Source organism: Aminobacter sp. UC22_36, from assembly GCF_044056035.1.
Classification (GTDB): domain Bacteria; phylum Pseudomonadota; class Alphaproteobacteria; order Rhizobiales; family Rhizobiaceae; genus Aminobacter.
This window is the reverse complement of record NZ_CP171996.1, coordinates 5,237,323-5,258,674: the sequence shown is the minus strand read 5'-3', so window position 1 is coordinate 5,258,674 and position 21,352 is coordinate 5,237,323. Positions and strand designations below refer to the sequence as shown.

Below are 21,352 nucleotides of genomic sequence, written 5' to 3'. Positions count from 1 at the left end.
GAGGCGTGTTCGGAAAAGATCGTGCTTAATCAAAAGAACAGAGCCTCATCCCGATTCTATCGGGGTGGAACGGGCTCTGGGGCTTGGCGCGGATGCGCCTTGCAGCGCATATAGCTGACATGAACTCTTTGATGCGCGCCCCCGACCTCCAGCAGAGCCATCGGCTCAGGCTCAACACGCTGATCCGGCTGCGCTGGCTCGCCATCGTCGGCCAGAGCTTCACTGTCGTTGTGGTCGCTTACTGGCTCGAATTCCCGCTGCCGGTCAGCCTGTGTTTCGCGCTCATTGCCAGTTCCGCCTGGCTCAACCTGTTCCTGGCCTTCCGCTATCCGGCGACCCACCGGCTCAATCCGTTCGCCGCCTTCGGCATCCTGAGCTTCGACAGCCTGCAGCTTGCCGGCCTGCTGTTCATGACCGGCGGCCTGACCAACCCGTTCTCGCTGCTGATGACCGTGCCCGTGGTCATCTCGGCGACGTCGCTGCCGCTGCGGCTGACCGCCATGCTGGCCGTGCTGGTCATCATCTTCGTCAGCCTGCTCGCCTTCTTCCATCTGCCGCTGCCGTGGTACGACGGCATCGTTCTGGCCATGCCCTTCATCTACACCTCGGGCATCTGGATTGCGGTGTGCTGCTCGATCGCCTTCACCGCCATGTATGCCTTCCGCGTCGCCGACGAGGCGCGTCTGCTTGCCAACGCGCTTGCCGCCACCGAGCTGGTGCTGCAGCGCGAGCAGCATCTGTCGGCGCTCGATGGCCTTGCCGCGGCTGCCGCCCATGAGCTCGGCACGCCGCTTGCCACCATCACGCTTGTCGCCAAGGAGATGGAGCGGGCGCTCGGCAACGATCCCAAATTCGGCGAGGACGTCGTCCTGCTGCGTAGCCAGAGCGAGCGTTGCCGCGAGATCCTCAAGCGCCTCACCAGCCTGTCGTCGGAGGGCGAGGAGCACCTCGCCCGCCTGCCTTTGACCTCGCTGGTCGAGGAGGTCATCGCCCCGCATCGCGATTTCGGTATCTCGATCAAGCTCGATCCCGGCGAGCGCGTCGGCCCCGAGCCGGTCGGCCATCGCAACCCGGGCGTCATCTATGGCCTCGGCAATCTTGTCGAAAACGCCGTCGATTTCGCCCGCAGCCGCGTGACAATAAGATGGAGATGGGACGACGAGGACGTCAGTTTCGTCATCCTCGACGACGGCCCTGGATTCCCGCCCGATATCATCGACCGTATCGGCGAACCTTACATGTCGACCCGCCAGGGTGCTGAACCCGGCGGCGGCCTCGGCCTTGGCCTGTTCATCGCCAAGACCTTGCTCGAGCGTTCGGGCGCCGAAATCAGCTTCACCAATTCGAGCGGTCCGGGTGAGGGCGCCGTCGTCGAGATCTCCTGGCCGCGCGCCGCCTTCCTCAGCCGGCTGCCTGCCGGCTCGACGATGTTCGACACGGCATGAACGCCAAGTCTGAAAAGCTATGCCACTCGCCAAATTCGGCTGGCGTCCTGCCGGCAAACCGGTTGCCGATGGTCGCAGGGTGCGGCCAGCCATTGGACATCGCGGCTTTGCACCTATATCTGCTTGGAAAAACATAAGAACGACTGGGATCAACGACAAAAAGGATCAAAGGCGATGACCGCCCAGGACATTGCGGCCGGGTTGCCGGGCGAAGACCACTCATTGTTGCTTGTCGATGACGACAAGCCGTTCCTGACGCGCCTGGCGCGAGCCATGGAAAGCCGCGGCTTTGCCGTCGACACCGCCGAGAGCGTCGAGGAAGCGGTCGCCAAGGTGCGCGCCAATCCCCCTGCCTACGCCGTGGTCGACATGCGGCTTGGCGATGGCAATGGCCTCGACGTGGTGTCGGCCATCCGCGAGCGCCGCGAAGACACTCGTACCGTCATCCTCACCGGCTACGGCAACATCGCCACTGCCGTCACCGCGGTGAAGCTCGGCGCCATCGACTATTTGTCCAAGCCGGCCGATGCCGACGACGTCTATGCCGCGCTCACCAATTCCTCGGGCGAACGCGCCGCGCCGCCGGAAAATCCGATGTCGGCCGATCGTGTCCGCTGGGAGCATATCCAGCGCGTCTACGAGATGTGCGAGCGCAACGTTTCGGAAACCGCGCGCCGGCTCAACATGCACCGCCGCACGCTACAGCGCATCCTCGCCAAGCGGGCGCCGCGGTAAGCAAGGCATTAGGGGAATAGGGCAGTAAGGCAATAGGGGCGGCTGATTAGCCTGCCTTACTGCCCTATTCCCCTACTCCCCTACTCACTCTCCCCCTCCAGCGCCGGCACCGAAACGCCGGCGAGTTCGGCGGCAAGCAGGCGGGCAGCACCCGCGCGGGCGATGCGCAGCATCAGCGCCTTGCGTGTCGCCGCCGCCATGCGGTGCTCGGGTGCGTCGCGCATGATCTCCGCGCCGTAGCCGTCCGACAGGATGAAGCCGCATTCCTGCGGGAAGATCTCGGCCGGAACCTCGGGATGGGTGGCGAAGAAGAAGCGGTCGGAATGCAGCCGGTAGTCGTGCCATTTGCGATCGACGCGGAAATCCTCAATCGACGACTTGATCTCGATGATCCAGATGTCGCCCTGACGCGTCAGCGCCAAAAGGTCGGCGCGCCGCCCCGTCGCCAGCGAAATCTCGGGCAACACATGCGCGCCCATCTGCATCAGCAGGCGCTGCACGCCGCGGCGTACCATCATGGCGCGGTCGGACTGGCGACCGTCGACGAGCGGATTGGATATGACAGGTGAAATGATCGGCATGGACCAATCATCGCATCATTTGTTCACGTTTTGAACCCGTTCGCTGGATTATTCCAGACGCGCTCCCGCCAACCGCTTCGGCATCTCGGCAAAATCCGCCATTGCCGCCTATCGTTGAATCTGCTGGCTTTTCCCGCGATGCGTGTTGCCGAAATGCCATAACCCGAAGCTTACGTTGCGGCGGGCGCGGCTTTGCTGGCCTGCGCCCCTTGGCAAGCAAAACGCCTGCCCGGTAAGAATGGTGGCAAAAATGAGGCCGAATCGGTCCGGATCCGCTCTTGCTTGGGAACCCCTACATGCGATTGAAGTCTCTTGCCATTGTCGCCGCCCTGGCGCTGACCACCGCACTCGCGGGCTGTTCGACCGACGGCGTCTCGCGCATGTTCTCCAACGACTACGGTGGCCGCGTCGATGCCGGCTACCAGCTGCCGACAATTCCGATCAGCAGGGTTCCGCGCCAGTTCCATCGCCAGATCGTGCGCTACGAAACCGATGAGCAGCCTGGCACCATCGTCGTCGATACGGGACAGAAGTTCCTCTACCTCGTCCAGCCAGATGGCAAAGCGGTGCGCTACGGCATCGGCGTCGGACGCGAAGGTTTCGAGTGGCAAGGTACCGCCCGCATCGCGGTGAAGCGTGAATGGCCGGTGTGGACGCCGCCGCCCGCAATGATCAAGCGCCAGCCCGAACTCGCCAAATGGTCGGGCGGCATGCCGGGCGGCCCCAAGAACGCGCTCGGCGCGCGTGCGCTGTATCTCTTCAACAAGGGTGGCGACTCAGGCTACCGCCTGCATGGCACGCCGGAGTGGAGTTCCATCGGCAAGGCCATGTCGTCGGGCTGCATCCGCCTGATGAACCAGGACATTATCGACCTCTACAATCGCGTCGAAGTCGGCGCCAAGGTCATCGTGAAATAGCTGCGGACCGTCCAGGCAACACGGACGTCCAAATGAAAAACCGGGCTCTTTGGCCCGGTTTTTTGTTGTCTGGTGCGAGACTTTTGGGTCTCAGGAGATCTGCTCGACCTGCTGCACCTCAGGCACGAAATGGCGCAGAAGGTTCTGGATGCCGTGCTTCAGCGTCGCCGTCGACGACGGACAGCCAGCGCAAGCGCCCTTCATGTGCAGGAACACCGTGCCGTTCTCGTAGCCGCGGAAGGTGATGTCGCCGCCGTCCTGGGCGACCGCCGGACGCACGCGCGTGTCGAGCAGTTCCTTGATCGTCACCACGATCTCGGCGTCGGCCTGGTCAAAGAATTCGTTCTGGTCGTCATGATGGCCGCCGCCACCGGCAGCCTGGCCGGCCATGACAGGCACGCCCGACATGAAATGTTCCATGATCGAACCGAGGATCGCCGGCTTCAGATGCTGCCAGTCCGGGCCGTCCTTGGTCACGGTGATGAAGTCGTAGCCGAAGAACACGCCGGTCACGCCGGCAATGTCGAACAGCCGGCCGGCCAGCGGCGAAGCCGCACGGGCGCTTTCGGCATCACGGAAATCGGCCGTGCCTTCGAGCAAAACTTCCTTGCCCGGCAGGAACTTCAGCGTCGCCGGATTGGGGGTCGCTTCGGTCTGGATGAACATGGACGTGTCTCCGTGCCCGCGCGCGCGGGATCTCAGTTTGGAATAGTTCTAATTAGGCTTTACACGGCCGACATTCAAGCGGCTGGCGCGCCTCCGCGCCAATATGTTGCGCCCAGTCCATTAGGCCAGGGGTCGATTAAGCCAGGCTGTCGATGTCCTCGTCGGACAGGTTCTGCGGCACCACCGTCACCGGGATCGGGAAAGCTGCGCCCTTGCCGGCGATCGAGGCGACAAGCGGCCCGGGGCCTTCTTTGCCGGCACCTGCCGCCAGCACCAGGATAGCGATATCCTGGTCGTCTTCAATCAGCTTGTGAATCTCGTCGGCCGGCCGGCCTTCGCGCACCACCAGTTCCGGCTCGATGCCGAGCGTCTCGCGCACCTTCGCGGCATGGCCGTCGAGCGCTGCGTTGGCAGTAGCGGTCGCTTCCTCGCGCATGATCTTTTCGACGCCCAGCCAGTGCTGGAAGTCGTCGGGCTCGATGACATAGAGCAGCACCAGCACGCCGCTCGTGCTCCTGGCGCGCTTGGAAGCATAGGCAACGGCGCGCTCGCATTCCGGCGTGTCGTCGATGATGGCCAGGAACTTGCGCCGGTGGCCGGCTTCCTTGCTGAGGCGTTTGGAGACCATTTCCTACCCGTGTTGCGCCGCGTTTTAGAGCATGATCCCGAAAAGCGGTAACCGGTTTTCGGATAAGATCATGCTCCAGCAATAAGATAGAGCCCATTCCGACAAAGTCGGAATGGAACAGGCTCTGATCGGCAATCTGCCACCGGCGCCGGCTGCCCGCAAGCAGCCAGCGCCGATGTTGTTTCAGTCGCCGAGCAGGCCGATGATGTTGCGCACGTCCTTCATGGTGCCTTCGGCGATGACACGCGCGCGGTCTGCGCCGTCACGCAGCACGGCATCGATATGGCCGGGATCCGCCATCAGGCGGCGCATCTCGTCGGCGATCGGCGCCAGCTTGTCGACCGCGAGGTCGGCAAGGGCCGGCTTGAACACCGAGAACTGCTGGCCGGCAAACTGGCGCAGCACCTCTTCCTTGGTCGTGTCGGCCAGGCCGGCATAGATGCCGACGAGGTTTTCCGCCTCCGGGCGTTCCTTGAGTTCATCGAGTTCGCTCGGCAACGGCGCCGGGTCGGTCTTGGCCTTGCGGATCTTCTTCGAGATCGTGTCGGCATCGTCGGTCAGGTTGATACGCGATAGGTCGGACGGGTCCGACTTCGACATCTTCTTCGAACCGTCACGCAGCGACATGATGCGCGCCGCCGGCCCGCCGATGATCGGCTCGGTGATCGGGAAGTAGCCGTTGACCGTCTCTTCGCCCACCTGCATCTCCACACCGATGCCGAGATCGGCGATGCGGGCGGAGAAGTCGTTGTTGAACTTCTGGGCGATGTCGCGCGTCAGTTCGAGATGCTGCTTCTGGTCGTCGCCGACCGGCACATGGGTGGCGCGGTAGACCAGGATGTCGGCAGCCATCAGGCTCGGATAGGCAAGCAGGCCCAGCGACGCGTTCTCGCGATCCTTGCCGGCCTTGTCCTTGAACTGCGTCATCCGGTTCATCCAACCGATGCGCGCCACGCAATTGAAGATCCATGCCAGTTCGGCATGCTGCAGCACGCGGGCTTGGTTGAAGACGATGTGCTTCTTCGGGTCGATGCCGGAAGCCAGGAACGCCGCGGTGATCGAGCGTGTCTGTCCCTGGAGGTCGTCATGGACGAGCTGGGCCGTCAGCGAGTGCAGGTCAACGACGCAATAGATGCATTCGTTGGTTTCCTGCAGGGCGACGAACTTGCGGATGGCGCCGAGATAGTTGCCGAGGTGCAGATTGCCGGTCGGCTGGACGCCGGAGAAGATCAGCGGTTTGAAGGCGGTCATGATGGATCCCGTGGCTTGTGGAGGGCCGTTTCGCGCGCGGCGAAATTCGAGTGGCGCTTATGGACGATGGCGCTCAGCCGATCAAGAGGGACGCCAGCTTCGAACCTGTCTCTCGATACGCAGGCCGAGCCGTTTCGCTCCGCCGGCAAGGCGCTTCGACAAGGGATCACTGGGCGCCGTCCATCCTTTGTGAGCCTTGCGGATCGCTGTATCGAGTTTGGTCCGAAGTTCGGCACTGTCGCGACGTTCGAACAGGTCACTCAGTTCCGCCACCCGTTGTTCCGCGGTCCAGTCCGTCCGCAATGGCGAAATGATATGGATCGAACTCGCTTCGATGCAGGAGGCGAAGCGCAAGCCCGGCTGGCGCAAGAATTTACGCCACATGAACTGGTCGGTGTAGATTTCGGGCGGCGCCGGGCTCCATCCCAGAGGCAAGGCGCGATAGGCGCTCATCCGGTGACCGCCGACGGTCAGGCCGAAGAATGCCGCTTGGCCGTCGCGCACTTTGCGCCAGCATCCTGGTTCGGCCAAGCTTCCACCGTAGACGACGAATTCCTCCGGGCCATGCACGTTGATCTGCACCATGTGGCCGAAGTCATATTGCTTCAGCAGCTTGACCAGGCTGGCAAGATGCCCGCGCAGCCAAAGATCGTCGTCGCCGCAATAGGCGACGATCTCGCCGCGCGCTTCCTGCAGGACGATATGCCTGTGGGCCTCGCCATGGCGCTGGCCTTTGGGGAAATCGAAATAGCGGACGCGCGGGTCGTTGCGGGCAAACTCCTCGACGATATCGCGCGTTTCCGCCGATGCGCCGTCGCCGACCACGAACAGCTCGAAATCGGCGAAGGTCTGATCCTGGATGCTCCGGATCGCATAGCCGATCAGGTGCGCATGGTTGTGCGTCGGCATCAGCACGGTGGCGAAAGGTTTGCTGCTCATTCCGGCATCCTCGTGCTGTACCTGCCCCGACAGTAAGTCACGATGACGACAGACAGCGTTGGCACTGTCAGACGAATGTGTAGGGGATGTCCGGATGATCGTAGCGCACCCGTGACTTGTCCGGGTTCGCAGGATCGTAGGCGTTCGTCGGCATGTTGACGAACGTTGCCGCGACCGTACCCCTGTTTTGGACGCCGTGGACGACATAGGGCGGGATCGTCAGAAGCACCTTGTTTGCGGCGCCGACATCAAGGACGTTGAGCTTTTGGTATGTCGGGCTGTCCGCACGCAGGTCGTAGAGGACAACCCTTATCTCGCCGTTTGTGTAGGCGAGGCGGTCGGATTGCCGCTTGTGATAGACCCACGCCCTGATCGACCCCGGTTCCGCCGACACCAGGTAGATATGGGGAGGCGACACGATGGGCTCTTTCAATGCCGACAAAAGTACCGTGAGGTCGCCGCGCTTGTCTGCGCGCGTGCTTAACCGCTGGAGCCGCACGCCCTCGATCTGATCATTGACTGGGACGTCATCCAAAAACGGAATGTCGTCGTTCCACGGCTGGTCGTCGACGAAATCCGTAAGTCTGAGCTTTTCCAATTAGCCTTCTCCCCAAAACCAGGCACGTCCCAACCAGTCCGGCAGCAGTGCAGGTAGCTTCCCCGTCCCTTATATCTGTCCAGTCGCTGTCAAAGGCAACGCCAAAAGAGACGACGGCTATGGGGAACGAGCGTGGTCCTAGGTCCGCGATGATACAGCTTTGCTGCGCGCGGTGCGGGCAACCTTCCTGTCCGGCAGGCCGACCAGTGTCCGGTAGGGTGCGGGCAGTCGATCGGCGAGCATGGCAAACGTCAGCGACCAGAAGGTAGTGATGGCAACGACGAGCGCGTATTTGACCATCAATGGCTGGCCGAGCGGCAGGACGTAATAAAGTGCCATGACGACAAATGTCTGGTGTGCGATGTAGAGCGGGAAGATCTTGGCGTTGAGCCAGGTCAGCGCCTTGCTCGGGCGGTTGACGTAGAGCGCGGCAAAACCGACAGCAGCCAGGATCACGCACCAGGCCAGCGTGAACGACAGCGTCTTGTAAACCACCTCGTTCATGCCGCCATGGGCACCGCCGATGCCATGTACCTCGTCCACCCAGGCAAAGCGGTAGAGGCTCGCGGTCAGCACGGCGGCGATAGCGGCACTCCACCAGCGCCTGCCGATGATTCCGCCGATCACCGCCTGATGGTGCTTGGCGACGAGAAAGCCAAGCCCGAACCAGCTCGCGTAAGCAGCAAACCAGGCACCGTCATTGTAGAGCACATTGGTCTGGCGTGGGAAAATCGGCGACAGCGCGAGATGGAGCACAAGCGGCATCAGCACGAGCAGATAGATGGCGGGCGAACGCGCCGTGCGCTCGAACCAGTCGGTCACTGGCCGCATCCGCGGGTCGATCATAGCCAGAAAGACCGGATAGCAGACCACTGTCATGACCAGCAGATAGGCGACGAACCACATATGCGCCCAGGAGAAATTGCCTGTGGGGTAGCGCCCTTCGGTGAAGTAGTTCAGCACCCAGAATTCCATCAGTGAGCCGTCGAAGCGGCCGTCGAGCAGGCGCTCGTACCAGACCTGCGGCACGATGATCACGCACATGGCGAAGATCAGCGGCAAAAACAGCCTGGTGAAGCGACCGCGCAGGAAGGCGAGCCCGGTTTCCGAACGGAAGGCAAACCACGTGCCCATGCCCGAAACGAAAAACAGCAGCGCCAGCCGCCAGACGCGCGGGAACATCATCACCAGCGACAGGTTCGGGCTGTGTTCCGGGCTGCTGATCAGCCAGGAAAGGTCGGGGAAGAAGGCGATCGAAGAATGATACAGAATCAGGATGGCAAAGGCTGAGACCCGCAGCCAGTCGATATAGTGAAGTCTCATGCTTTGTTGCATCGGGCCCTAGCCCCCATCTCGCTGCACTATGGACGAGCGAAGTCGTTCATAGATCGATATTGCGCCCGCCTGATGTATTGCCCGTGAAAACTTAAGAAACCAGCCAAGGTGGGCGGTAATTTTGTCAGTCGGGTTCGACGGCGGTGGGGGCGGGGTTCGCGCGATTGCGCTTGATGTTGCGCCTGATCATCCCGGCATCGGCGCCACCGATGGCGAAGGCAATGGCGAAATAGACGGTCATCGCACCTGCCACCAGCACGGCGAGTGCCGTCGCCTGGGTGTAGACCGGTGCTTCCGACCCGAGCCATTGATCGGCTTCGCGGGCGGCGAACCAAAGCCCAGCTGCCATGACGGCCGAGGCGACAACAAGGCGCGGGACACGCTTCAGCAGCGCCGCATCGCGGTCCCACTGGCCGCGCCAGATCAAGGTTCCAAGCAGCATTGCCGCGTTGACCCAGCCGGCGACCGCCGAAGCCGCGGCGATCCCGGGTGCCCCCCAGGAGGGAAACAGCGTCAGCGCCACCGAAATGTTGACCGCCACCGACACAGCGGCGAAATACATCGGCGTGCGTGTGTCCTCGCGGGCGAAGAAGCCCGGCGTAAAGGCCTTGATCAGCACGAAGGCCGGCAGGCCAAGGCCGAATATGGCCAGGATCGCTGACACCACGGGCGTGCTATTGGTCGCCGCGAACGCGCCGCGCTCGTAGAGCACGCGCACGATCGGCTCGGAAATGACGAGCAATGCCGCTGCCGCAGGCAAGGTCAGGAACAGCGTGAACTCGACAGAGCGGTTTTGCAGGTTGGCGGCCTCGATGAGGTTGCCGGACTTCAGCGCCCGCGACAGCTCGGGCAACAGCACGATGGCAACCGCAACGCCGACGACGCCGAGCGGCAACTGGTAGACCCGGTCGGCGAGGTTCAGCGACGACACAGCACTATCCTGGCCGGAGGCGATGGCCGTCCCGATCAGCGTGTTGATCTGGGTGATGCCGCCAGTGATCGCCGCAGGCAGCGCCAGCCATAAAAGGCGCTTGACGTTGGGCGTCAGCTTGGGCCGACGGAAGCCGATGGCAATGCCGGCATGGCGCACCGCGATCCAGACGATGATCAACTGCACAAGCCCAGCCGCCAGCACGCCCCAGGCGAGCGCATAGCCGACTGTCAGCCCGTCATGGCCGCGATACCAGGCATTGGCCAGTACGCCGACAAGGATGATATTGAGGAATACGGGCGCGATCGCCGCGGCGAAATAGCGGCGCAGCGAATTGAGCATGCCGCTCATCATCGCCGCCAGCGACATGCAGATCAGGTAGGGGAACATGATGGTCGCCAGCGCCACCGTCAGGTCGTATTTCTCCGGGTTGTCGGCGAAACCTGGCGCCACGACAAAGCGCACGATCAGCGGCATCGCCAGTTCCATGGCGATGGTCAGCACCAAAAGTGCCGAAAACAGCACGCCGAACACTTCCTCCGAAAAGCGCTTGGCGCCCTCGACGCCGTTGGCTTCGATCTCCTTGGCGAACAGTGGCACGAAGGCAGCGTTGAAGGCGCCCTCGGCAAACAGTCGGCGGAAGGTGTTGGGAAACTGGAAGGCGGCGTAGAAGGCGTCGGCCACCGGTCCGGTGCCGAGTGCCGCCGCCATCAGCATCTCGCGCGCAAACCCCAGCACCCGGCTCATCAGCGTGCCCGAGGCGACCGTCGCGAATTTTTTGATCAGTGACATGGGGTGCGACGATGCCTTGGGGATTCGGGCGGGACGATGGTCTTCGGATCGGGACAGATCATTCCGCCGCCGCCTTGGCCTTGCTGCGCTCGGCGTTCGGACCTTCCAGCGTGGCGATCAGGCGGGTACGGATGTTTTCGAGCCGCGTCGGATTGTCGATCTTCTGGCCGGTCAGGTCGGTGACGTAGAATGTGTCGATCACCTTTTCGCCAAAGGTGGTGATGTGCGCCGAAGCGATGTCGAGCGACAGGTCGGACAGCGCACCGGTGATCTCCGACAGGAAGCCTGGACGATCGAGGCCTTCGACCTCAATCACCGAAAAGCGGTTCGACAGGGCGTTGCGGATCTCGGCACGCGGCTGGATGCGGAAGGTCTTCTGGCCGCGCTTGGGCTTGGCCCGCCTGGCGATCATCTCCGGCAACCAGCTCTTGCCCGACAGCACGTCCTCGATCAGCTGGCCGACGCGTTCGGCGCGCCTGCGCTCGTCCTCGTCGCGGTCGAACTCGCGCGAAATCAAGATGATGTCGAGCGCGCGCCCGTCGGCGGTGGTGAAGATCTGCGCGTCGACGATGTTGCCTCCGGCAGCAGCACAGGCACCTGCGATCACCGACAGCAGGCGCGGATGATCCTGCGCCAGAATGGTGATCTCGGTGACCGCCTCGAATTCGTGCGTCCGCACCATCGTCGACAGCTGCTTGCCGGCCTCGTCGGCGCCGTGGATGAATTCGGCGTGACGCTTCTGGTCCTCCAGATCGACGGTCAAAAGGTAGTCGTCATAATGCAGCTTGACGTATTTCTGCCGCGCCTTTTCGGTCCAGTTAGACAGCGCCGTGGCCAGCGTCTCGCGCGCTGCGGCCGTGCGTTCGGCCCGCGACAGTTCGGAAAAGCCGCCGGTCAGCAAAAGCTCGGTCTCGTAGTACAGCGTGCGCAGGAGCTGGCCCTTCCAGCCGTTCCACACGCCAGGCCCGACGCCGCGAATGTCGCAGACAGTCAGGATCAGCAGAAGCTTGAGCCGCTCGACCGACTGCACCACATCGGCGAAGTCGTCGATCGTCTTGCGGTCGTTGAGGTCGCGCGTCTGCGCCGTCATCGACATCACGAGGTGGTTTTCGACCAGCCAGGCGACGGTTTCGGTGTCGGCCGGCGACAGCCCCATATGCGGACAGATGCGGCGGGCGATCTTGCCGCCGGCCTCGGAATGATCCTCGGGCCGGCCCTTGGCGATGTCGTGCAGCAGCACCGCGACATAGAGCACTTCACGCTGCTTCTTCAGTCCGCCGATCAGCGAATGGCTGAGCGGATGGATCTTGGCGCCGTCGCCATGCTCGATCTCCGACAGAACGCCAATGCAGCGGAGCAGGTGCTCGTCGACGGTGTAGTGGTGGTACATCGAAAACTGCATCATCGCGACGATCTTGCCGAAGTCGGGGATCAGCCGGCCAAGCAGCCCTGCCTCATTCATCCGCCTGAGGTTGAGCTCGGGATTGCGGTCCGAGGTCAGCACATCGAGAAACAGCCGGTTGGCCTCGACGTTGCGGCGCAGCGTCTTGTCGACAAGCCCGAGCGAGCGTGTCAGCAGCTTGAGCGCGTTGGGGTGCAGCTCCAGTCCGTGCCGGTCAGCGAACCAGAAGAAGCGCACCATGTTGACCGGGTCGCGCTCGAACACCTTGTCGTCGGCGACAGTGATGCGATGATTGTCGATGATGAAGTCGCTGGTGCCGGCCAGTTTGCGCCGCCGCCGCGAAAAGCCCTGCAGGAAGCGGTTGAAGCCCGGTACGTCCTTGGCCTGCTCCTCTTCGAGCGCAGCACAGAAGATGCGCGTCAGGTCGCCGACTTCCTTGGCGACGAGGAAGTAGTCCTTCATGAAACGTTCGACAGCCGACAACCCGGGATGCGTGGTGTAGCCGAGTCGCTCGGCAATCTCGCGCTGGATGTCGAAATGCAGCCGCTCCTCCGGCTTGCCGGTCAGGAAATGCATGTGGCAACGCACCGCCCACAGGAAGTCCTCGGCCTCGACGAACTGGCCATATTCGCCTTCGGTGAACACGCCCTTGTCGATCAGCTCGGCGCCGGTGCGCACGCGGTAATAATATTTGGCGATCCAAAACAGCGTGTGCAGGTCGCGCAGGCCGCCCTTGCCGTCCTTGATGTTGGGCTCGACAAGATAGCGGCTCTCGCCTGCCTTGGCGTGGCGCGCGTCGCGCTCGGCAAGCTTGGCCTGGACGTATTCAGGCCCGGTGTCTTTCACCAGCTCCTTGTCGAAGCGGTCGATCAGCTCGTCACAAAGCGGCTTTTCGCCCCAGACAAAGCGGGCTTCGAGAATCGCCGTGCGAATGGTGATGTCGCTGCGCGAAAGCCGCAGGCACTCATCGATGTTGCGGGTGGCGTGGCCGACCTTCAGCCCCATGTCCCACAGCATGTAGAGCATGTATTCGACGATCTGCTCGCCCCACGGCGTCTGCTTGTAGGGCAGCAGGAACAACAGGTCGATGTCGGATCCCGGGGCAAGCGTGCCGCGTCCGTAGCCGCCGACAGCGACAACCGCCATGCGCTCGGCCGAGGACGGGTTCTTGGCCCGGTAAACATGGGTGACGGCGAAGTCGTAGAGGACGCGGATGCTCTCGTCCATCAGATGCGAAATCCGCACGGCGCAACTCGTGCCGCCGCTGTCTTCCATCAGCAGCTTTTCGGCGACGCTTTTCCCGGCGGCAATGCGCTCCTTGAACAACTGCAGCGCCTTGGCCCGCACGGCGGGGTCGGTGCCATCGCCGTCGCTGGTCTGCGCTGTCAGTTCGCGGCGCAGTTCGTCCGCGTCTATCAGCTGTTCGAGTTTGAGCGGAACTTTGTTCATCTGCCTCGGCTGGCCTCGCCCTTGTGGCGGCGTCTATAGCGCGAATTTTTTGCCATGGGTATGGCCGACCTTCGAAGTGTCAGCTGGCGATTGTGCCGAGCTTGGCCAAGGCCCGCGCTTGCGCTTTCAGCAGGATCGCTGCCCAGCGTTTGGCGATGGCTTGCTCGTCCAGGAACTGGCGCGAATGCTCGGTCAGCGGGCTTTGCGCGAAGAATGCCTCGTAGGTCGCGGCGTCCCGGTCCGCATTGATCGTTCGCCGGGCAACCGAAATCAGCGTCAGCGGCGTCGCCAGCTTGCGCATCAGGCGCGACCGCGCCAGCGGCTGCCAGCCAAATGCCAGCGAACGGCAGATGCGCTCTTCATGTGCGTGCCAGTTGATGAAGCAACGCTCGTCGAAGTCTTCGGCGACGCGCGGGTTACCCCAGTAGATCGGCACGCTGCCGGCCAGCATCGCATCAACGATCTTCTCCGTCGTGTAGCCCGAGGCGCTGCTGTTTTCGAAGGCGATGGTGAAGCGCCTGTCTTTCAGGAACGCCAGCTTGTCATCGAGCGAGCTGCCGATCGGCGCACAGTTGCGCTGCACCCTGCCGGGCGCGTCGACCTTGCGGTACAGCGATAGCACGCGAAACAGCCAACGGCGCAGCTTGGCGCGCTTGTTGCCATAGATGAAGGCGCAGAAATGCGGCCGGGCCTGGCGCTCGGCTGGTGTCTCGGGCTGCCTTGCGGCCAGCCTGTGCAGGATCGACCCACCGCCGTTACCCCAGACATAGAGCGGATAGCGCATGTAGCCTTCGTGGCCGATGTCGGCTTCGTAGTCGAAGCCCAGCGCCCACTCGCAATAGTCCATCAGCGGCGTCGCGTTCTCGCCCGTCAGGAACACACGCTCATAGTCGCCAGCGGCCACGTTGGGCATGCGTGTGCGGCCCACATTCTGGTTCTTGGGTGCAAACGGTCCCATCAGCACGAGGTCGGCCTGTCCGATGTCGTCACAGGGTGCGGTCGCCACGCCGCACGCCCGAGCCCATGGCGCGACATAAATCTCGACCGCCATGTGCGGTTCCATTTGCTGCCAGAAATGGCAGGCATGGACTTTCACCACGGCTTGGTCGGGAAGGGAAGTCTCGTTGGTTTCGGCTGCGCCCGTCATCTTGCATCTGTACTCGCGTAAGCCATCCCAGCGCCGCTATGCTCGGACGACATTCCATCCCATGGAAGCCTTGACCTTCCAGCAGGTGGAACATCTACCTTACTGGTTCATGCCGCTGCATATACTGGATTTTTTCAGATGAAACATACCGAAGATCACGCCGGACACGCCCATCATGGCCACGGCCGCGAAGCCCCACCCGAAACGGTGGTCCGCGACCCGGTCTGCGGCATGACCGTCGATCCTGCAGTTGGCAAGCCGTCGCTCGAACATCAGGGCCACCTGTTTCATTTCTGCAGTGCCTCGTGTCGCGACAAGTTCCAGGCGGCAACGGACAAGTATGTGACCGCCAAAGACCCGGTCTGCGGCATGGACGTTGCCCGCGACAGCGCAAGGCACTTCCTCAAGCACGAAGGCGCCGGCTACTATTTCTGTTCGTCGGGCTGCGAGGGCAAGTTCACCGCCGAGCCGGCAAAGTACCTCTCGGGCAAGCCGGCTGCCGCGCCCGCGCCCAAAGGCTCGCAATACACCTGCCCGATGCACCCCGAGATCCTCCGCGACAAGCCCGGCTCCTGCCCGATCTGCGGCATGGCGCTGGAGCCGATGATGCCAAGCGCCGACGACGGTCCCAACCCTGAACTGGTCGATTTCACCAGGCGCTTCTGGGTTAGCGCTGCGCTCTCCATTCCGCTGCTTGTCATCGCCATGGGTCCGATGCTCGGCCTGCCGGTGCGCGACTGGATCGGCGAGCCGCTGGCCTCCTGGCTCGAGCTCATCCTGGCAACGCCCGTCGTGCTTTGGGCGGCGCTGCCATTCTTCCATCGCGGCTGGGACTCGGTCGTCAACCGCAGCCCCAACATGTGGACGCTGATCTCACTTGGTGTCGGCGCCGCCTATCTCTATTCGGTCGTCGCCACACTCTTCCCTGATCTGTTCCCACACCAGTTCCGTGGCCATGGTGGCTCGGTGCCGGTCTATTTCGAGGCGGCGGCGGTCATCGTTGCGCTGGTTTTCCTCGGCCAAGTGCTGGAGCTGAGGGCGCGCGAGCGCACCGGCTCGGCCATCCGTGCGCTGCTCGATCTCGCCCCCAAGACGGCGCGCCGCATCGCCGACGACGGTTCGGAAACCGAGGTGCCGCTGGAGGAGGTCGTCAGCGGCGACCGTTTGCGCATCCGTCCCGGCGACGCCGTTCCGGTCGATGGCATCGTGCTGGAAGGCCGCTCTTCGGTCGACGAATCGATGATTACGGGCGAACCGGTCCCGGTCGAAAAGGTCGAGGGCGAAAGGGTCACCGGCGGGACGCTCAACAAGAACGGCTCGCTGATCATGCGCGCCGACAAAGTCGGTGCCGACACGGTGCTGTCGCAGATCGTCGAGATGGTCGCCAAGGCCCAGCGCAGCCGCGCGCCGATCCAGGGGCTCGCCGATCGCGTCTCGTTCTATTTCGTGCCGGCGGTGGTGCTGATCGCCATCGTTGCCTTCGCCGTCTGGGCGATGTTCGGCCCTGAGCCGAGCATGGTTTACGCCATCGTCTCGGCGGTGTCGGTGCTGATCATCGCCTGTCCCTGTGCCCTTGGCCTAGCCACGCCGATGTCGGTGATGACGGCGACCGGCCGTGGTGCCCAGGCCGGCGTGCTGATCAAGGATGCCGAGGCGCTGGAGCGGTTCTCCAGTGTCGCCACGCTGATCGTCGACAAGACCGGTACGCTGACCGAGGGTCGGCCGCAACTGACCGACGTGGTCGCCACGGGCGGCATCTCGGAAGAAGAGCTGCTGTCGCTCGCCGCCGGGCTTGAAAAGGGCTCCGAGCACCCGCTCGCCGAAGCCATCGTCGACGGCGCGGCCAGGCGTGGCGTGGCAGTGCCTGACGCCCAGGATTTCGAATCCATCACCGGCAAGGGTGTGTCTGGCACCGTTTCTGGCCGCAAGGTGGCGCTCGGAAATGCCGCGATGATGGCCGATCTCGGTCTGCAATTGGGCGATCTGTCGGCTCGGGCCGATGCCCTGCGCATGGATGGCAAGACGGCGATGTTCGTTGCCATCGACGGCAAGGCGACGGGTATCGTCGCTGTCGCCGACCCGATCAAGGCAACCGCTGCCGCAGCCATCCGCGCGCTTCACGCTCTCGGCCTCAGGATCATCATGGCGACCGGCGACAACGAGCGTACCGCCCGAGCCGTCGCCCAGAAGCTTGGCATCGACGAGGTCCGCGCCGACATGCTGCCCGAGAGCAAGAAGGCGCTGGTCGACGAACTTCGCGCCAAGGGGCAGGGCGTTGCCATGGCCGGCGACGGCGTCAACGATGCGCCCGCTCTTGCCGCCGCCGATGTCGGCATCGCCATGGGCACGGGCGCGGACGTTGCCATGGAAAGTGCCGGCATTACCCTGGTCAAGGGCGATTTGGGCGGCATCGTGCGGGCGCGCAAGCTGGCCCAGGCGACCATCGGCAACATCAAGCAGAACCTGTTCTTCGCCTTCATCTATAACGTGCTGGGTGTTCCCGTGGCCGCCGGCGTCCTATATCCGGTCCTCGGCACGCTGTTGTCGCCGATGATTGCCGCCGCCGCGATGAGCCTGTCGTCGGTGTCGGTCGTTGCCAATGCGCTGCGGCTCAGGGCGCTCAAGCTCTAGCCACCACCAAGGAGATCGTGGATGAACCTGATGAAGAAGATCGTGCTGGCCCTGATGGCGGCTGGCATGCTGGTAGCCGTGCTGCTCGAAACCGCTCCGGCGCAGACCGACCATAGCGGTCACGCCATGGACATCGCCGCGCCCGCCACCAACAGCGCCGCCACCGAGGCCTACAAGGCGGCGATGGACAAGATGCATGCGGCGATGATGGCCGTCGAATATTCCGGCGATGCCGACGTCGATTTCGCCCGTGGCATGATCCCGCATCACCAGGCGGCCATCGACATGGCCAAGGTGGTGCTCGAACACGGCAACAATCCCGAGATGCGCAAGCTCGCCGAAGAGGTCATCACAGCCCAGGAGGCCGAAATCAGGCAGATGGACGCCTGGCTCGCCGCCAACCCGGCGAAGTGAGTCGCAAACACTTCCGGTGTCGCCACGGTAGCCAACGCCAAATGGTGCAGTAAGCTGGCGGAAACCGCCGAGGAGACCGCCATGCCTTCACCATCCACGACCACGACACTGCCTTCGGGCGAAGCCGTTCCCGTACTCGGCCAGGGTACCTGGATGATGGGCGAGGACCGCAATCGCGCCGCCGACGAAATCGCCGCACTCCGGCTCGGGCTCGATCTTGGCGTCACTTTGATCGACACCGCCGAGATGTATGGCAGCGGTGGTGCGGAAAAGGTGGTGGGCGAGGCCATCGCCGGGCGCCGCGACGAGGTGTTCCTGGTCTCCAAGGTGCTGCCGTCCAACGCCTCGCGCAACGGCGTCGTCCGCGCCTGCGAGGCGAGCCTCAAGCGCATGCATACCGACCGCATCGATCTCTATCTGTTGCACTGGCGCGGCGGCGTGCCGTTGTCGGAAACCATCGCCGTGTTCGAGGAACTGCGCCAGTCAGGCAAGATCCGTCATTGGGGCGTCAGCAATTTCGACACCGACGACATGGAAGAAATGGGCCGCCTGCGTGCAGGCAAGGGCGCCCAGACCAACCAGGTGCTCTACAACCTGACGCGACGCGGCATCGAGTTCGACCTTTTGCCATGGTGCCGGGAAGGTGGCGTGCCTGTCATGGCCTATTCGCCGGTCGAACAGGGCGCGTTGGCCGACAACAAGGGCCTTGCCGCCATCGCTGCCCGCCACGATGCAACGGCCGCTCAGCTAGCGCTTGCCTGGGTCATGGCGCAGGCCGGTGTCATCGCCATCCCCAAGGCAACGCGCCTCGAACACGTCAGGCAGAACGCCGCCGCGCGCGACATCCGCCTCACGCCTGAGGACTTGGCAGAACTCGACCGGCTGTTCCCGCCGCCGGCCCGCAAGCGACCGCTGGAGATGATCTGAGCCTCAACTCGCCAGCGCCACGTCGGGCGCCTCGGTCCTGGCCTCGAAGCTGCGGCTCTTGATCCCGACATAACACTCGCCGAACGGCCGCGGCTTGGCGATGCAGTAGCCTTGGGCATAGTCGACGCCGATGTCGCGCAACACCCTGGCGATATCGTCGTTTTCGACGAATTCGGCGATCGTGCGTTTGCCGGTCACCTCGCCGATATGCTGGATCATCTCGACCATGGCGCGGTCGATGCGGTCGACGAGCATGTCTTTTACGAAGCCGCCGTCGATCTTGAGATAGTCGACCGGCAGGGCCTTGAGATAGCTGAACGAGGACATGCCCGAGCCGAAATCGTCGAGCGAGAAGCGGCAGCCATGCGCCTGCAGGGTGGTGATGAAGTGCGCCGCCCGGTCGAGGTCGGCGATCGCGCTGGTCTCGGTGATCTCAAAGCAGATCGTGGCGGGCGAAATACCGCTGCGGGCGAATTGCTCCAGCACGAAGTCGGCGAAGCTGTCGTCGCCGAAGCTCGCGCCCGACAGGTTGATGGCGCAGGTGCTGATCGGCGTTGCATCAGCTGTCTGCCTGGACAGGATGTCGAAGGCAGAGCGGACCATCCAGCGGTCGATCAGCGGCATCAGTCCGTAGCGTTCGGCTGCCGGAATGAAGACGCCGGGCGCGATCAGCTTGCCCTCGGCGTCGGCCAGCCGGATCAGCAACTCGACATGGGCGCCTGCCGCGCCATCGCCATGCAGCGGCACGATCTCTTGCGCATAAATGCGGAACCGGTTTTGCTCCAGCGCCTCACGCAGGCGCTGGACCCATGCCATCTCGCTGAGGCGCTGCTCCACCTCCATGTCGCCGATCTGCTGGATCTGGATGCGGTTGCGGCCGCGCTCCTTGGCCATGTAGCAGGCGACGTCGACGCTGCGCAGCGTCTCTTCCAGCGACATGCTGGCATCCGACATGCCGACGACGCCGATGCTGACGCTGGTGTTGAAGGCTCGCCCGGCCCAGACGAAATGCAGCTCGTCGACCGCCTTGCGCAGCCCTTCCGCCGTGCTGGCGGCAAGCTCTTCGGGGCAGTTCTCCATCAGGATGCCGAACTCGTCGCCGCCCAGCCGCGCCAGCAGGTCGCCGGGGCGCAGCTGGCTGCGCAAAGCTGCCGACACCTTGCGCAGCAGCTCGTCGCCGGCGGCATGGCCGCAGGTGTCGTTGACGATCTTGAACTGGTCGAGGTCGAGATACATCAGCGCGTGCACCGCCGGGCGCTTGGCCAAAGCGGCGAGCGACGCATTCAGCCGCGCCTCGAATTCGCGCCGGTTGGCAAGCGACGTCAACGTGTCATGGGTCGCCTGCCACGACAGCTGCGCCATGAATTCCTGTTCCTTGGTGCGGTCGTGGAACACCAGCACCGCGCCCGCCACCTTTTCGTCGACATAGAGCGGGGCTGCCACCAGCGACACCGCGACGCTCGAAAGGTCAGGCCGCATCAGCTGCTGTGGCACGCCGCTGCCGCCGATCGCCTCGCCTGAAAGCACGCGCGCGATGAAGCCATTTTCTTCTTCGTCGCTGTCTTCGCTGACCAGCCGGAACAGCTGGTCGAGCGGCTTGCCCTTGGCGCTGGCGCCGTGCCAGTCCAGCATGATCTCAGCCGCCTCGTTCATGTAGTCGAGCCGGCCGTCGGCGTCGGTCGCCACCACCGCCTGGCCGATCGAGGCAAGGGTAATCTGCGCACGTTCGCGCTCGGCGTTCAGCGCGCTTTCGAAGGCCCGGCGCTGTTCCAGCAGATTGCCGGTGCGCCGCATCGCCAGCAGGATCAGCGCCGCTGCCGTCACCACATTGACGCCGAGCAGCAGTGTCGTGATGTCGCGCGACCCGCGTCCCAGCGAAACCGAGAAGGCCTCCGCCAGCGGCGCCGTCTCCTCGTGCAGGCGGTGGATGTTGCGCTTCCACGCCGCGAGCTCGTGCTGCGTCGCATGGTTGGTCGAAATGTCGGCATGCATGGCTTCGCCGAGTGCCGCGATCTCCAGGATCTTCGGATCGGCGTCGACCCAGCGGTCGACAGCGTTGGAGAGGTAGGGCACGTGGCGGAAGTTCTGGAACAGCCAGATCAGGCCGGGATTGTCGCTCGGATGGTTGCCTCCGCGGCTGAAGCCGTTGAGCGCCGCGTCATAGTCCAAAAGCGGCTTTTCCATCGCCAGCCGCGCGTCGCGATCGGCCAGCGGTACCGCAATCGACTGCCGGAACCGTTCGTAATACTGCGCTTCGCCTGTGTTGGCGTAGAGCGTCAGGTAATAGATCGCGTCCTTGTGGCCCTTCGACCAGGCGCTTTCGCCGGCGGCATAGGCGCGTACGGCGGAAAGCGTGTAAAGACTGGCGCCGGCAATGACGGTCTGGATCAGGACAACGGCAATGAAGGGCCACAGCAGCCCGAAGAGCTGAAACCGTGATCTGATGTCGCGTTGCCTCGTCACATGTTCGGCGAAATGAACTCGCCCCCCATCTTGTTCTCCTTCGCGTTTCCGGCGCGAATATTTGCAATACCTATATGAGCAAGCTTTAAGATTCCTTTCCC

17 protein-coding genes are annotated in these 21,352 nt (G+C 63.5%); 6 read left to right on the top strand and 11 right to left on the bottom strand.

All coding sequences use genetic code 11. The annotated features are described in order from the left end of the window. The first annotated feature begins 119 nt into the window (after positions 1-119). The gene (locus tag ACHMW7_RS29240; protein ID WP_395448829.1) at positions 120-1,445 is read left to right on the top strand and encodes an ActS/PrrB/RegB family redox-sensitive histidine kinase; all 1,326 of its coding nucleotides are present in this window, start codon (positions 120-122) and stop codon (positions 1,443-1,445) included. Positions 1,446-1,619: 174 nt separating this feature from the next. Further along, positions 1,620-2,180 (top strand): ActR/PrrA/RegA family redox response regulator transcription factor, encoded by a 561-nt coding sequence (locus ACHMW7_RS29235; protein WP_395448828.1) that lies wholly within the window; start codon positions 1,620-1,622, stop codon positions 2,178-2,180. An 80-nt stretch (positions 2,181-2,260) separates the two neighbouring features. Here the strand turns inward: ACHMW7_RS29235 and ACHMW7_RS29230 are convergent, their stop codons facing one another. Beyond that, positions 2,261-2,761, bottom strand: coding sequence for an MmcB family DNA repair protein (locus ACHMW7_RS29230; protein ID WP_395448827.1), 501 nt, complete (start codon positions 2,759-2,761; stop codon positions 2,261-2,263). 296 nt (positions 2,762-3,057) lie between these two features. Here ACHMW7_RS29230 and ACHMW7_RS29225 point away from each other — a divergent pair, with 296 nt between their 5' ends. Continuing rightward, positions 3,058-3,678: a L,D-transpeptidase gene (locus ACHMW7_RS29225; RefSeq protein WP_395448826.1), complete on the top strand. Its 621-nt coding sequence runs from the start codon at positions 3,058-3,060 to the stop codon at positions 3,676-3,678. Positions 3,679-3,768: 90 nt separating this feature from the next. Here the strand turns inward: ACHMW7_RS29225 and ACHMW7_RS29220 are convergent, their stop codons facing one another. From ACHMW7_RS29220 to ACHMW7_RS29180, 9 genes are all read right to left on the bottom strand, one after another. Next, the gene (locus ACHMW7_RS29220; protein WP_395448825.1) at positions 3,769-4,344 is read right to left on the bottom strand and encodes a NifU family protein; all 576 of its coding nucleotides are present in this window, start codon (positions 4,342-4,344) and stop codon (positions 3,769-3,771) included. A gap of 136 nt (positions 4,345-4,480) precedes the next feature. Then, positions 4,481-4,972 carry a universal stress protein gene (locus ACHMW7_RS29215; protein ID WP_395448824.1) on the bottom strand — a complete coding sequence of 164 codons (492 nt, stop codon included), beginning with the start codon at positions 4,970-4,972 and terminating at the stop codon, positions 4,481-4,483. Positions 4,973-5,155: 183 nt separating this feature from the next. Next, a complete protein-coding gene (gene trpS / locus ACHMW7_RS29210) occupies positions 5,156-6,223 on the bottom strand; it encodes a tryptophan--tRNA ligase (RefSeq protein WP_395448823.1) in 1,068 nt (355 codons plus the stop codon). An 81-nt stretch (positions 6,224-6,304) separates the two neighbouring features. Further along, on the bottom strand, positions 6,305-7,162 hold the full coding sequence (locus ACHMW7_RS29205; RefSeq protein WP_395448822.1) for a glycosyltransferase family 2 protein: 858 nt from the start codon (positions 7,160-7,162) through the stop codon (positions 6,305-6,307). 67 nt (positions 7,163-7,229) lie between these two features. Further along, complete coding sequence (locus ACHMW7_RS29200) at positions 7,230-7,760, bottom strand: dTDP-4-dehydrorhamnose 3,5-epimerase family protein (protein WP_395448821.1); 531 nt, start codon at positions 7,758-7,760, stop codon at positions 7,230-7,232. Between the two features lie 138 nt (positions 7,761-7,898). After that, a complete protein-coding gene (locus tag ACHMW7_RS29195; protein ID WP_395448820.1) occupies positions 7,899-9,083 on the bottom strand; it encodes an acyltransferase family protein in 1,185 nt (394 codons plus the stop codon). Between the two features lie 136 nt (positions 9,084-9,219). Continuing rightward, a complete protein-coding gene (gene murJ, locus ACHMW7_RS29190; protein WP_395448819.1) occupies positions 9,220-10,818 on the bottom strand; it encodes a murein biosynthesis integral membrane protein MurJ in 1,599 nt (532 codons plus the stop codon). A 58-nt stretch (positions 10,819-10,876) separates the two neighbouring features. After that, positions 10,877-13,669 carry a [protein-PII] uridylyltransferase gene (locus tag ACHMW7_RS29185; RefSeq protein ID WP_395448818.1) on the bottom strand — a complete coding sequence of 931 codons (2,793 nt, stop codon included), beginning with the start codon at positions 13,667-13,669 and terminating at the stop codon, positions 10,877-10,879. A gap of 79 nt (positions 13,670-13,748) precedes the next feature. Next, complete coding sequence (locus tag ACHMW7_RS29180) at positions 13,749-14,720, bottom strand: glycosyltransferase family 10 domain-containing protein (RefSeq protein ID WP_395448817.1); 972 nt, start codon at positions 14,718-14,720, stop codon at positions 13,749-13,751. Positions 14,721-14,954: 234 nt separating this feature from the next. Between ACHMW7_RS29180 and ACHMW7_RS29175 the strand changes: the two genes are divergently transcribed. From ACHMW7_RS29175 to ACHMW7_RS29165, 3 genes are all read left to right on the top strand, one after another. Next, entirely contained in the window at positions 14,955-17,447 is a 2,493-nt protein-coding gene (locus ACHMW7_RS29175; RefSeq protein ID WP_395448816.1) for a heavy metal translocating P-type ATPase, read from the top strand. A gap of 21 nt (positions 17,448-17,468) precedes the next feature. Then, positions 17,469-17,861, top strand: a complete 393-nt coding sequence (locus ACHMW7_RS29170; protein ID WP_395448815.1) for a DUF305 domain-containing protein — start codon at positions 17,469-17,471, stop codon at positions 17,859-17,861. 81 nt (positions 17,862-17,942) lie between these two features. Beyond that, on the top strand, positions 17,943-18,788 hold the full coding sequence (locus tag ACHMW7_RS29165; RefSeq protein ID WP_395448814.1) for an aldo/keto reductase: 846 nt from the start codon (positions 17,943-17,945) through the stop codon (positions 18,786-18,788). A 3-nt stretch (positions 18,789-18,791) separates the two neighbouring features. Here the strand turns inward: ACHMW7_RS29165 and ACHMW7_RS29160 are convergent, their stop codons facing one another. Next, on the bottom strand, positions 18,792-21,251 hold the full coding sequence (locus ACHMW7_RS29160; protein WP_395448813.1) for an EAL domain-containing protein: 2,460 nt from the start codon (positions 21,249-21,251) through the stop codon (positions 18,792-18,794). Positions 21,252-21,352 lie beyond the last annotated feature (101 nt).

Excerpts from the sequence above, each read along its gene's own strand:
- ACHMW7_RS29240 (WP_395448829.1), top strand. The coding sequence starts at position 120 with ATGAACTCTTTGATGCGCGCCCCCGACCTCCAGCAGAGCCATCGGCTC.
- ACHMW7_RS29235 (WP_395448828.1), top strand. The coding sequence starts at position 1,620 with ATGACCGCCCAGGACATTGCGGCCGGGTTGCCGGGCGAAGACCACTCA.
- ACHMW7_RS29230 (WP_395448827.1), bottom strand. The coding sequence starts at position 2,761 with ATGCCGATCATTTCACCTGTCATATCCAATCCGCTCGTCGACGGTCGC.
- ACHMW7_RS29225 (WP_395448826.1), top strand. The coding sequence starts at position 3,058 with ATGCGATTGAAGTCTCTTGCCATTGTCGCCGCCCTGGCGCTGACCACC.
- ACHMW7_RS29220 (WP_395448825.1), bottom strand. The coding sequence starts at position 4,344 with ATGTTCATCCAGACCGAAGCGACCCCCAATCCGGCGACGCTGAAGTTC.
- ACHMW7_RS29215 (WP_395448824.1), bottom strand. The coding sequence starts at position 4,972 with ATGGTCTCCAAACGCCTCAGCAAGGAAGCCGGCCACCGGCGCAAGTTC.
- trpS (WP_395448823.1), bottom strand. The coding sequence starts at position 6,223 with ATGACCGCCTTCAAACCGCTGATCTTCTCCGGCGTCCAGCCGACCGGC.
- ACHMW7_RS29205 (WP_395448822.1), bottom strand. The coding sequence starts at position 7,162 with ATGAGCAGCAAACCTTTCGCCACCGTGCTGATGCCGACGCACAACCAT.
- ACHMW7_RS29195 (WP_395448820.1), bottom strand. The coding sequence starts at position 9,083 with ATGAGACTTCACTATATCGACTGGCTGCGGGTCTCAGCCTTTGCCATC.
- murJ (WP_395448819.1), bottom strand. The coding sequence starts at position 10,818 with ATGTCACTGATCAAAAAATTCGCGACGGTCGCCTCGGGCACGCTGATG.
- ACHMW7_RS29185 (WP_395448818.1), bottom strand. The coding sequence starts at position 13,669 with ATGAACAAAGTTCCGCTCAAACTCGAACAGCTGATAGACGCGGACGAA.
- ACHMW7_RS29180 (WP_395448817.1), bottom strand. The coding sequence starts at position 14,720 with ATGGCGGTCGAGATTTATGTCGCGCCATGGGCTCGGGCGTGCGGCGTG.
- ACHMW7_RS29175 (WP_395448816.1), top strand. The coding sequence starts at position 14,955 with ATGAAACATACCGAAGATCACGCCGGACACGCCCATCATGGCCACGGC.
- ACHMW7_RS29170 (WP_395448815.1), top strand. The coding sequence starts at position 17,469 with ATGAACCTGATGAAGAAGATCGTGCTGGCCCTGATGGCGGCTGGCATG.
- ACHMW7_RS29165 (WP_395448814.1), top strand. The coding sequence starts at position 17,943 with ATGCCTTCACCATCCACGACCACGACACTGCCTTCGGGCGAAGCCGTT.